At 61.6% G+C, this 11717-nt stretch carries 9 protein-coding genes; 4 read left to right on the top strand and 5 right to left on the bottom strand.

Annotated elements, in window-relative coordinates; genetic code table 11:
- Window positions 1-16: 16 nt before the first annotated feature.
- The 3 genes from AOG28_RS07205 to AOG28_RS07195 all read right to left on the bottom strand — a co-directional run bounded on the left by AOG28_RS07205 (window position 17) and on the right by AOG28_RS07195 (window position 2890).
- The gene (locus AOG28_RS07205; protein WP_054555868.1) at window positions 17-1063 is read right to left on the bottom strand and encodes a putative 2-aminoethylphosphonate ABC transporter substrate-binding protein; all 1047 of its coding nucleotides are present in this window, start codon (window positions 1061-1063) and stop codon (window positions 17-19) included.
- Window positions 1064-1208: 145 nt separating this feature from the next.
- On the bottom strand, window positions 1209-1922 hold the full coding sequence (locus tag AOG28_RS07200; RefSeq protein WP_054555867.1) for a UTRA domain-containing protein: 714 nt from the start codon (window positions 1920-1922) through the stop codon (window positions 1209-1211).
- Between the two features lie 335 nt (window positions 1923-2257).
- A complete protein-coding gene (locus tag AOG28_RS07195; RefSeq protein WP_054555866.1) occupies window positions 2258-2890 on the bottom strand; it encodes a putative quinol monooxygenase in 633 nt (210 codons plus the stop codon).
- Window positions 2891-3319: 429 nt separating this feature from the next.
- Between AOG28_RS07195 and aldA the strand changes: the two genes are divergently transcribed.
- From aldA to AOG28_RS07175, 4 genes are all read left to right on the top strand, one after another.
- Window positions 3320-4744, top strand: coding sequence for an aldehyde dehydrogenase (gene aldA, locus AOG28_RS07190; RefSeq protein WP_054555865.1), 1425 nt, complete (start codon window positions 3320-3322; stop codon window positions 4742-4744).
- Between the two features lie 172 nt (window positions 4745-4916).
- Window positions 4917-6152 (top strand): mandelate racemase/muconate lactonizing enzyme family protein, encoded by a 1236-nt coding sequence (locus AOG28_RS07185; RefSeq protein WP_054555864.1) that lies wholly within the window; start codon window positions 4917-4919, stop codon window positions 6150-6152.
- The gene (locus AOG28_RS07180) at window positions 6152-7786 is read left to right on the top strand and encodes a GMC family oxidoreductase (protein ID WP_235506977.1); all 1635 of its coding nucleotides are present in this window, start codon (window positions 6152-6154) and stop codon (window positions 7784-7786) included. The genes AOG28_RS07185 and AOG28_RS07180 overlap by 1 nt, the downstream gene beginning before the upstream one ends.
- Before the next feature lie 180 nt (window positions 7787-7966).
- The gene (locus tag AOG28_RS07175; protein ID WP_054555863.1) at window positions 7967-8725 is read left to right on the top strand and encodes an IclR family transcriptional regulator; all 759 of its coding nucleotides are present in this window, start codon (window positions 7967-7969) and stop codon (window positions 8723-8725) included.
- A 304-nt stretch (window positions 8726-9029) separates the two neighbouring features.
- On the opposite strand, the gene AOG28_RS07170 is transcribed toward AOG28_RS07175, so the two are convergent.
- A complete protein-coding gene (locus AOG28_RS07170; protein WP_054555862.1) occupies window positions 9030-10463 on the bottom strand; it encodes an aldehyde dehydrogenase family protein in 1434 nt (477 codons plus the stop codon).
- 108 nt (window positions 10464-10571) lie between these two features.
- On the bottom strand, window positions 10572-11531 hold the full coding sequence (locus tag AOG28_RS07165; protein WP_054555861.1) for an NAD(P)-dependent oxidoreductase: 960 nt from the start codon (window positions 11529-11531) through the stop codon (window positions 10572-10574).
- Window positions 11532-11717 lie beyond the last annotated feature (186 nt).

Here is an 11717-nt window from a genome sequence, read left to right as displayed (position 1 = left end):
GGTGGCTGGGCGTGACTTATTGACTGTCGGACTTGCCGTCGTAACGGCGCTGCCATTCGGCGAGCACTGCATCCCGCTGGTTGGCCGCCTTGGCAAAGTCAGCCTCGATCATCATCTCGGTGATGTTGGCCGGATAATGCTCGATCGGCTTGGCCACCCCCGGATAGGCCACGACCGCATAGCCTTCGTTGTAGAGTTCATTGGCCGGCTCGGATACTGCCCAATCCATCAGTGTCTGCGCCGCCTCACGCTTGTCGGTGCCCTTCATGATCGCCGCGGCTTCCATGTCCCAGCCCAGCCCTTCCTCGGGGAAGACCAGGTCCACCGGTGCGCCCTGTGCCTTGAGGCGCGCGCCTCGGAAGGCGAAGGACACACCGACCACGGCCTCGCCGGAACCGGCCAGATTGCAAGGCGCGGAGCCTGAGTGGGTGTAGCGGGCAATGTTGTCGTGCAGGCGGTCCATGTACTCCCAGCCGCCCTCGTCACCCCACAGCTGCAACCAGCTGGCGACATCCAGATAACCGGTACCGGAAGAACTCGGGTTGGGCATGATCACGTGGCCCTTGAACTCGGGACGCGTGAGGTCTTCCCAGGACGTCGGCTTGGGCACTCCCAGACGCTCACCTTCGACGGTGTTGTAGCAGAGCGAGGCGACCCAGGCGTCCATCCCGACCCAGGACGGGTCTTGGCCATCACGGTAGGCGGGGTCGACGAACTTGGTATCCAGCGCCTCGACTCCCTTGGGGGCATAACGCGACAGCATGCCCTCCTTCTCGAGCACCAGCAGGCTGGTCGCGGCCAGGCCCCACACCACATCCGCCTGCGGGTTGTCCTTCTCGGCCAGCAATCGTGCGGTGATCACGCCCGTGGAGTCGCGTACCCATTTGATGTCGATATCCGGATGCGCCTGCTGGAAGCGCTCGGCATATTTCTGCAGATCATCGGACTCCACCGCGGTATAGACGGTGAGCTCGGTGGCCGCCTGGGCATTGAGGGAAACGACTAGACCAACGGCACTGGCCAGCAAGGAACGGGTGAGGAAGGAACGGGTCAAGAAGGACATCGGGACTCTCCAACGCTTGGAATGAATGGCTCTCGCCATCTGGTATATACCAAGAGTATGAGCGGGCCGAATGACACCCCCGTGACAGTCAGTTGAAGGCCCGGTGAAACAGTGTTACCTCATATAGCGTCCCTGCAGCGCGGGCTCAGGGCTTGTTCTTGAGCGTGACGGTGATGCACAGCGCATTGTGCAGCCAGCGCTCTTCGTCATAGCCGATGGGACGATGCTGCTCATCGAAGGTAGCGCGACGCACGGTCAGACCGGGACTACCCATGGCGACCCCCAGCTCCCGGGCGGCCTGCTCCCCCAGCGACTCGGAGTAGAAGCGCAGCTCACGGTGGGCCAGCGTCAGGCCATAGCGTCCGCGCAGCTCCGCCCACAGTGACACCCCGAACTGGCCCTCCTCGAGCAGTCCCGGGGCACGCTCCGGCACCACCCACATCGACTCGCTGAGCACGGCGCGCTCATCCACGAAACGCCGGCGGCGAATATGATAGAGCGGTGTCTGGGCCGCCAGGCCCAGCGCTTGCGCAGCCGGTGGGTAGGCCTGAACATCGGTCAGCAGCACTTCCGTCCGTGGCCGCCGCCCCTGCGCCGTCACATAGTCATTGAAGCCGGAGTCACGCGTGGGGTCGTAATCCAGTCGCGGCGGCGACACGAACCACCCACGCCGATTGCTGCGATGAATGCGCCCTTCTCCCTCCAGCTGCCCCAACGCCTGACGCAACGTCACGCGCGTGGTATCGAAGCGCTCGGCCAGCACTCGTTCAGAAGGCAAACGCCCCTCTTCAAAGGCATCAGGGTCCTTCAGCTGTTCGCGCAGGCGATCGGTAAGGTGGAGGTAATACGCATCACTCATGACGAGGAGTCCTGACCAAAGATGAAGAGGGTTGCCACTACCGGGTAATAACACGGCGCCGCTTGCCCCGCCGGCGAAGAAAATGCCCGGGACTCTGTGCCGCCAAACGGCTGGATGCTCCAGAAACTATCACATTCGCGTGACTCGCACTGGCCTGCCAGCTTACGTGCCGCTGGCGTTGCCGGATTTGATGACAGCCGCCTGGTTGAGCTCACAGGCGTGGATGGCGGTGGGATGGCACGCTGATGTTCAAGAGGGGGTGAACGCACAATGCGCAGCCTCTAAGGGCTGCGCATCGAATGGACAAACAGGAAACGTATGACCTACGGGATAACTCAGAACTCGCTGACGGTATTCAGGTACTGCTGCATATCCCCGACCATGGCCTGCTCCAAGAGCTTGCCTGTCTCGATGGCATAGGGCTGCTGGAAGTGAATGTCCCACAGGTCTGACTCCGTGCGCCAATGCTCGTATATCACCAGCGTGTCGTCCTGCCCGTCGATGGTATACAGATCAAACACGAGATTGCCCGGCTCCTCACTGCGCGTCTTCGCCACATGCGTGGTGAATTGCTGCAGCAATCGAGCGCGATATTCTTCCTTGATCTTGAAGATGAAGAAGATACTGAATACCTCATCTTCCGGCTGCACGTGCCTGGGGTTCGCCTCATGCAATGGCGCCGGGTCAGTATCGTTCAAGGGCATCACCTCGAATGGCGATGCCAACGCCGTGTCAGCCAGTTTCAGCAGGGCTTGCGCGTATGGCTGATTCACATGTGCCTGATGCGCCTCAGCACTTGCCCAGCGCTCGTAGGCGAAGATGGTGGTGGGAGAATCCTTGGCCACGAAGAAACGCATTTCCAGCATCCCCGGTTCAGCCGCTGAGCCCAGCTTGTTGTCAGCCAAGGCCTGCTTGAAGGTAGCGAGTTGTTCGGGCTTGACGTCAAATTTCACGATCAAGGTGAGCATGGAGATGCCCCTTATAGTCAGTGGTTGTCATCGGCCCAACGGCAAGATCTGCTGCGTCACGTGGCAGCAGGTCTGTCTCGGGAAGTGACTGACACTATCTTTCGCTGCTTGGCTGAAAAACCCGCGGCACAGAGAAAGACTTTCAATGAAACCTTGAACACGGAAACGTTGGAGTACCCGACAACAAGGCTGACCAGTTGGTGCTGAACGCACTGACAGGACGCTGAGCTCCCTGTTTCCCGACTGATGGCCATGGGTAGGCAATGGCGTACGAAATCACCCTCACGCCATTCCCACCAGCAGTACCCTCCCAACTATAATTCCCAAACAAAATTCTATATACGGAAATCTATTTCTACATGTGAAAAACAGTTTGACACCTTTGGCGTCACTTCATAGCCTGTAGGCCAAATTCAGGAGGAGTGATGCATGCGCACTGACAAGAACTTCATCAACAACGAATTCGTCGCCTCATCCCAGGGCGAGATGATTTCGGTCTACAACCCGGCCACCGAAGCACTGGTAGGTCAGGTGCAGGCAGCAACCACTGACGAAGCGCTTGAAGCGGTGAGCATTGCGGCCAAGGCGCAGAAGGACTGGCGTGCCAAGACCAGCACCGAGCGTGCCGGCTACATGCACAAGCTTGCCGAGGCGCTGATGGCGCGCAAGGATGCCATCGGCCAGGCATTGGCAGATGAGTCCGGCAAGAGCCTGGAAGACGCCACCAATGAAGCCGTCTACGCCGCCGACATCACGCGCTACCACGCCGAGTGGGCACGTCGTATCGAGGGCGAGATCGTCCCCAGCGACACTCCCAATGAAAGCCTGCTGCTGCAGCGTGAGCCCATCGGCGTCGTGGCCTGCCTGATTCCGTTCAACTACCCGGTGTTCACCCTGCTGCGCAAGATCGCCCCGGCGCTGATCACCGGCAACGCCGTGGTCGTGCGTCCGAGCAACAACACCCCGACCTCCGCCTTCGAGATCGCCAAGGCGATTCAGGATGCCGGCATTCCGGCAGGCATCGTCAACATCCTGGCGATGGACCACGGCACCGCGGAAGCCGTCTGCACGCACCCCAAGGTGGGCATGATCACCCTGACCGGTAGCGTCGGCGCCGGTCGCAAGGTGCTGGAATATTCCCAGGTCAACATCGCCAAGTCCTCGCTGGAGCTGGGCGGAAAGTCACCGGCCATCGTCGAGCCGGATGCCGACCTGGCCAAGGCAGCGGCACAGATCGCGGCCTCTACCCTCACCAACTGTGGCCAGCTGTGTACCGCCATCGAGCGTGTCTATGTGCACGAATCCGTCTATGACGATTTCGTCGCCCAGCTGAAGCAGCAGATGGAAGGCGTCAAGTTCGGCAACCGTCTGGAAGATGCCAGCCTGATGGGGCCGCTGATCAACGAGAATTCCCGTCTCAACATCCATCAGATGGTGGAACGCGCCATCGATGACGGCGCCACTCTGGAAATCGGCGGCTATATCCCCGAAGGCAAGGGTCACTTCTACCCGCCGACCCTGCTGACCGGTTGCCGTCAGGACATGGAGATCGTGCAGGAAGAGATCTTCGGCCCGGTACTGCCGGTGCTGACCTACAGCGATGTGGATGAAGCGCTGGCACTGGCCAATGACCACCAGTTCGGTCTGGCCTCCGTGGTCTTCACCGAGAACTATCGCACCGCCATGAAGGTCGCCAACAACATCGAAGCCGGCGAGCTCTACATCAACCGCACCCCGGCGGACCCCTACCAGGGCTACCACGCCGGCTGGAAGCGCTCTGGCCTGGGCGGTGATGATGGCAAGCACGGCATGCTCGACTACACCCAGACCCGTCTGGTCGTGATGAACTACTGATCACGCCATTCCGTTTTACCTGTCACGCCTTCGGGGAACCCTCTCCCCGGAGGCGCTGACGCCCTACCCCATTTCATTCCGGAAGCGCGCTGTTGGCGTCGTATGTCTGCATGCCAGGCAGTGCGCATCCACCATCTCCTGCTAGCCAGTGACCACTGAAAGGCCTGCCACCATGAAAGTTGTCAGTTGCGAGACACACATCGTCGCCACTCCGCCGCCCCACGTCGGCGGCATGTACTGGATCTTCGTTCAGCTGCGTACCGCTTGCGGCATCGAAGGGGTCGGTGAAGTCTATGCCGCCACCTTCTACCCGGAAGTCATGAGCAAGGCGATCGCCGATGTCTTCTCGCGTTATCTGGAAGGCAAGAACCCGCATCATATTGAACGTCTGTACCGCGAAGCCTTCTCCAGTGGCTTCACCCAACGCCCTGACCTCACCATGATGGGTGTGCTCAGCGGTCTCGAGATGGCCTGCTGGGACATCGTCGGCAAGGCGGCCGGTCTGCCGGTGTATGAGCTGATCGGCGGCAAGGTCCACGACAAGCTGCGCTCCTACACCTACCTGTACCCCAAGGATGCACGCGGCAACTACGACTATGACAACGTCGAGCTGGCTGTCGAATGCGCACTGGAAAACCGCGAGAAGGGCTTCACCGCGCTGAAGTTCGACCCGGCCGGCCCCTACACCGCCTACTCCGGCCAGATGCTGTCCCTGGAAGGCATGGACAAGAGCGCCACCTTCTGCCGCCGCATACGCGAAGCGGTCGGCAACAGCTGTGATCTGCTGTTCGGCACCCACGGTCAGATGACGCCGGCATCCGCCATTCGTCTCGCCAAGTATCTCGAGCCGTATGATCCGCTGTGGCTGGAAGAGCCGGTGCCGCCGGGACAGAGCGAGGCCATGGCGCGTGTGGCAGACCACACCTCCATCCCGGTCGCGACCGGTGAGCGCCTGACCACCAAGTACGAATTCCACGATGTGCTCAAGAACAACGCGGCCTCCATCCTGCAGATGAACCTGGGACGCGTCGGCGGCATTCTGGAAGGCAAGAAGATCGCGGCGCTGGCAGAAGTCTATTACGCCCAGATCGCCCCGCATCTCTACAACGGCCCGGTCGGCGCCGCGGCCAGCATCCAGCTGGCGACCGCCACGCCCAACTTCCTGATTCAGGAAAGCATCGGCACCTGGGATGGCTTCCACGCCGATGTGCTCAAGGAGAAGATCGAGTGGCGTGATGGCTACATCATCCCCTCCACCAAGCCGGGCCTGGGGGTCGAACTGGACATGGACGTGGTCAAGGCCAATTCGCCTTACACCGGCCGAGCCCTGCACCTGAGCATGGACCCGCGTCCCTATGACGTGAAGGAACAGTCCAGCACCGACTGGAAGCACAAGCCGGAGGCGTAATGCCGATGCAATACGATTTCATCATTGTCGGTGCCGGGTCGGCGGGGTGCATCCTCGCCAACCGGCTGAGCGCCAACGGTCGCCACAAGGTGTTGCTGCTGGAAGCCGGCGGCAAGGACACCTCGCCCTGGATCAAGGTGCCGGTCGGGTTCGCCAAGACCTACTACAACCCGGCCTACAACTACATGTATTACAGCAAGGAAGAAGCCGCGATGGGGGGGCGCAAGATCTATACCCCCCGTGGCAAGGTGCAGGGTGGCTCCGGCTCCATCAATGCGATGATCTATGTCCGGGGCCAGGCCTCGGACTTCGATGACTGGGCGCGCGCCGGCAACGATGGCTGGTCCTATCGCGAGGTACTGCCCTACTTCAAGCGTCTTGAATGCCACCCGGGAGGCGATACCGAGTATCGCTCCGGCCAGGGGCCGATTGGCATCACGCCGCTGAAACATGGCGCGCACCCGATCTGTCAGTCGTGGCTGGAAGGGGCCCGCGAGCTGGGGTACACGCTCAATGATGATTTCAATGGCAAACACTTCGAGGGGGCTGGCATCTATGAGGCCAACATCCGCAAGGGACAGCGGGATTCCAGCAATACCGCCTACCTGAAGCCGGCGCTGTCACGCGACAACCTCACGCTCAAGCATATCTGTCGGGTGGAGCGCGTGACGCTGGAAGAGACGCCCGATGGCGGCAAGCGTGCCACGGGTGTTGCCTACCGGCTTGATGACGAAGTCATCGAGGTGACGGCGCGTCGCGAAGTCATTCTCTGCGCTGGCGCCGTGGATTCCCCGAAGCTGCTGCAGCTTTCGGGGATCGGCGAGCGTGAGGCGCTGGCCACGCATGGTATCGAGACACAGGTAGACCTGCCGGCCGTCGGTCAGAATCTGCAGGACCACCTGTGCGCCAGCTACTACTACCGCGCCAATCGCACCACACTGAATGATGACTTCGCATCCTTCTGGGGCCAGGCCAAGGCAGGGCTGCAGTATCTGATCAACCGCAGCGGGCCGCTGGGCATGAGCGTGAATCAGGCCGGAGGGTTCTTCCGGGGCAGCGAGGCGGAGTCAGAGCCGAACATCCAGCTCTACTTCAATCCGATGTCCTACCAGATTCCCAACGACCCGAGAGCCAAGCTGACACCGGAGCCATATTCCGGCTTCCTGCTGGCCTTCAATTCCTGCCGACCGACCAGCCGTGGCAGCATTTCACTGTCCTCGGCAGACCCGACAGACCCGGCGACGATCTGCCCCAACTACCTCAGCACCCAGAAAGACATTGATGAGGTCATCCAGGGCAGTCGCCTGGTGCGCAAGCTGATGGGCGCGCCCGCTCTCAAGGCCATCACCGAGTACGAGGTCGCCCCGGCCGAGACGGTCCACGATGAGGACAGCATGCTTGCGTACTTCCGCTCCCAGGGTGGCTCCATCTACCACCTGTGCGGTTCCTGCGCGATGGGACCGGACAAGGCGAACGCCGTGGTCGACAGCCGGCTGAAGGTGCATGGTGTGGCGGGGCTGCGAGTCATCGATGCCGCCATCTTCCCCAATATCACCTCCGGCAACCTGAATGCGCCGGTGATGATGGTGGCGGAAAAAGGTGCGGATCTGGTGCTGGCCGACCACGCTGACTGACCCGGCGGATAGCCGCCAACCCCACGAACGGCCCATGGGTCTGGTACCCTATGGGCCGTTCCCCTTTCCACGAATGGGCGATGCAGCCCGAGGCATCGCCCTTCCGTCGTCACAGTGTCACAGCCTTTGGCCAGAAACCGCCTGTGACCGAGATTCGCGTTTCGGAGTGACCCCGCGTTCATGAATCACGAGAAGACCAAAGCCCCTGCCGTCGACCACAGTGTTATGATTCTGGATCTGCTTGCGGCAGCCTCCTACCCGCTGACGCTCTCGGAAATCTGTGAGTCTACCGGCATCTCACCCGCTACCGGTCACCGCGTGATCAATTCCCTGCTGCACCATCAGCTGGTCGCTCACGATCCCGGTCGCAAGAAGTCCTACTGCATCGGCTCGCGGATCTTCCAGATCTCCTCGACGATCTACAACAAGCAGAGCCTGATCCCGGTCTTCTACCCCATCGCGGAGATTCTCAAGAACGAGATTCACCGCTCGATCTTCCTGTGCATCCCCATCGGGGACCAGGTGGTGGTGATCTCGAAGGTCGATGCCTCCGGCAGTGGCAGCTACAACCTCTATATCGGCAAGACCATGACCCAGCACGCCTGCGCCGCCGGCAAGGCGATTCTCGCCATGCGCCCCGAGAGCTCGCGTCAGCTGTACCTGGAGGCTGCGACGCGTATCACGCCCGAACTGGCCGAACGCCGTGACGAGATGGATGCCGAGCTTGAGCGTGCGCAACGCCTCGGGTATGCCGTATCCAGTGGCGATGCCGAGGGACAATTGAGCTGTATCGCCGCACCTGTACTGAACATGCGCAATGAGCCCATCGCCGCCATCAGCGCCGTCATCAGCCAGGACTGGCTGAATCCGCAGCAGGCACGCGCCTACTCCAAGCATCTGGTCCAGGCGGCGCGCCAGCTGTCCTCGCGCATCATCTGAGGCCGAAAACGTTGCCTGGCGAGCCCGTCATGCTGCACCGCACAAAGTCTTGCCACTATATATAAGTATTTTCAGCGCCCAATATAGGTATTTTTCAGCACCCAGCGATCTGACAGACGTTATCGGTGTTGCCCTGATAGCGAAACGCGGCTGCGACAGCCGACAAGCACCTTGAGGGCGCCTTTTGTCCATGGCGCGAATGGTCGATGGCGCGAATGCAAGATACCCGTGATTCACGGGCCACTCTGGCCTCACGAATCACGGGTATCTTGCGTGGCATCACGGCGGCGCGGCCCGCCTTCTGTCAGGCGATGGCCGGCGCCCCGAGCAGTGCCTTGACCTCGACATATTCCGCCAGGCCTTCGTCACCCCATTCGCGGCCGTTGCCGGAACGCTTGTAGCCACCGAAGGGCGCATCGAAGGAGAACTCTGCCCCTTGCAGATAGCATTGTCCTGCCTGCATGCAGCGGGCGATGGGCAATGCTGCCTCGGCGTCACGCGCATAGACCGCAGATGACAGGCCATAGACGCTGTCATTGGCGATGGCGATCCCCTGCTTCACGTCGTCGTAAGGCAGGATGCACAACACCGGGCCGAAGACCTCCTCACGGGCGATCTCCATTTCATTGCTGACATTGGTGAAGATGGTCGGCCGCACATAGCAGCCCTTCTCGAGCCCTTCGGGCGGCTCGACGCCACCCAGCGCCAGCTCGACACCATCGTTGATGGCCCGCTGCACCAGATCAAGCACCCGCTCGCGCTGACGCTGGGAGACCAGCGGCCCCATGGTGGTCGCCGGATCATTCGGGTCACCCACCACCTGCTCATTGGCGATCTCGACCGCCAGACGGGTCGCCTCTTCCATGCGCGAACGCGGCACCAGCAGACGCGTGAAGGCGTCGCAGGTCTGGCCGGTATTGGCCATCACGTTCTCGACGTTCAAGCGCACGGCCGTGGCCAGGTCGGCATCTTCCGTCACCAGCAACGGCGACTTGCCGCCCAGTTCCTGACAGACCCGCTTGACGGTAGGCGCGGCACTCTCGGCGACCTTGCTACCGGCAATGGTCGAGCCGGTGAAGGACACCATGTCGACCTGCGGATGGCCGGACATCACCGGGCCGATCTCGCTGCCCTCGCCCGTCACCACATTGAAGACGCCAGCAGGCAGACCGACCTTCTCGAAGATCTCGGCCATGATGAAGTCCTGCAGCGGCGTCTGCTCCGCCGGCTTGGCGATCACGGTGCAGCCTGCCGCCAGCGCCGGGGCCAGCTTGCCGATCAACTGATGCAGCGGATAGTTCCACGGGTTGATCAGCGAGCAGACACCGATGGGCTCGCGCATCAGAGTCACATCGCCCTTGCGCTCGTCCTCTTCCATCTGGAAGGCACGCTCGGCGTAGTAACGCATGCCTTCGATGGGACCTTCCACGTGCAGCGCGCCGGCTAGTTGCACCGGGCAACCCATGGTGAGCACCTGCACGTCGCGCAGCTCATCGAAGCGACGCTGCATCTCATCCGCTGCCGCCATCAGGATATCGTGGCGTTCCTGCGCGGATGTCGTGGACCAGGCAGGCAGCGCCTGACGTGCTGCCATGATGGCAGCCTCCACATCCTGCTCACCGGCGCGCGGCACACTGGCGCACAGCTCGCCGGTGGCCGGATTGATGACCTCCATGCGCTCGCGCCCGAAGGGTGCCTGCCAGTGACCATTGATGTAGAAGTTGTCGTGATGTTGCATGCCAGACCTCTCGTTGCTGGTGGGAGAGAACACTTTCCCTGAGGGTGAGTCTCAAACGCAAATGCCCCGGAGGCCATTCGCACGGCGCTCCGGGGCAGTCTTCACGGCTCAGCTGCGGCCGGTAACGCCGACTTCGTAGCCGACTTCTTCCGGCTCGTCATCGGTCAGCTCTGCCGGGAAGCCGGTGCCGAGCACACGGACATCGGCGGCTTCCTCGAGACGACGGATGATGTTGGAGGACCACTCACGCGGACCGAAGCGTTCCTGGCCATCGCGGAAGATGTCCATCAGCATCGGGGAGATTTCCAGCGGCACATCCAGGTTCTTGGCCAAGGTGTCGAACAGGCCGACATCCTTGAGCACCAGATCCATGGTGAAGCTGATGTTGCGGCTTCCGTTCAGGATGACCTGGGACTCGGTCTCGTGGACGAAGGAGTTGCCCGAGGAAATCTTGATCGCCTCGTAGGTGGTGTTCATGTCCATGCCGGCCTTCTTGCAGACGGTCAGGGCTTCGGCGACGGCGCACAGGTTGGCGGTGGCCAGATAGTTGGTCATCACCTTGAGCACGGAGGCGGTACCCAGCTCCCCGGTGTGCAGAACTCGACGCCCCAGGTTGGTCAGCACCGGCAGCACCTGCTCGAAGGATTCGCGGTCACCGCCGACGAAGATGGAGATATTGCCGGTGGCGGCACGGTGGCAGCCGCCGGAGACCGGCGCTTCCAGTGCCTTGGCACCGGTGGCCAGCACCTTGTCGGCGATACGACGCAGTTCGCCATCGTCGGTAGTGCTCATCTCGAGCCAGATCTTGCCTTCACGCAGACCGGCGATGATGCCGTCGTCGCTTTCCATCACGGCGCTGCAGGCAGCCGGAGACGGCAGGCAGGTGATGACCATGTCGTTGGCTTCGGCGAGTTCCCTGGAAGAATCCGCCCACTTGGCACCCTGCGCGAGGAAAGGCTTGGCGGCTTCCGGGTCAAGGTCACGCACGGTGACGTCATGTCCATTGCGCAGCAGACTACCTGCCAGCTTGCCACCCACGTTACCGAGACCGATGAATCCGACTTTCATGTGCTGTCCTCTTTGCTGTCTGCCTGCTGGCTGTCCGGTGTACTGCACAGGGCCGCTTGGGACGGAGTGGAATCCTGTCCGTCGTGGCCCATGTCATCTTGAAGCTCACCCTACTGGCCGACCTGCCTGCCAACAATTCATAAGAATTTTGCGATTGGTAACAATTTTTGTGAGTCCACCCAGCCC

It is taken from the genome of Cobetia sp. UCD-24C, from assembly GCF_001306765.1.
Classification (GTDB): Bacteria; Pseudomonadota; Gammaproteobacteria; order Pseudomonadales; family Halomonadaceae; genus Cobetia; species Cobetia amphilecti.
The sequence above is the reverse complement of the archived record's forward strand: the minus strand, read 5'-3'. Positions and strand labels throughout refer to the sequence as shown.